This is a genomic window from Frigidibacter sp. MR17.24 (genome assembly GCF_037095655.1).
Taxonomy (GTDB): Bacteria; Pseudomonadota; Alphaproteobacteria; order Rhodobacterales; family Rhodobacteraceae; genus Frigidibacter.
The window spans coordinates 1-213 of the sequence record NZ_JBAWKE010000033.1; the positions used below are offsets into that span (position 1 = coordinate 1).

General features: G+C 72.3%; 1 protein-coding gene. It reads right to left on the reverse strand.

The features are described from left to right. Positions 1–213 (reverse strand): hypothetical protein (locus tag V8J39_RS23525; protein ID WP_336463408.1); only part of this gene is annotated, 213 nt, incomplete at both ends.

Genomic DNA, 213 nt, shown 5'->3' on the forward strand with positions numbered 1-213 from the left:
ATCCGTGTCGCTCGGGTCGAGATCACCGCCACCCGAGCCGCCGATCGCCAGATCGACGTCGCCGATCAGCGCCTCCGCCGCGTCGAGCGAAACATCGGCCTCCACCGGGCCAAGGTCCACCGCCAGGTCGGTATCCGCCGGCGCGTCGTCGCCGACAGGGGTGCCCAGCCCGAGGTCGACATCGCCGAGCAGGCCTTCCGCGAGGTCGAGCGG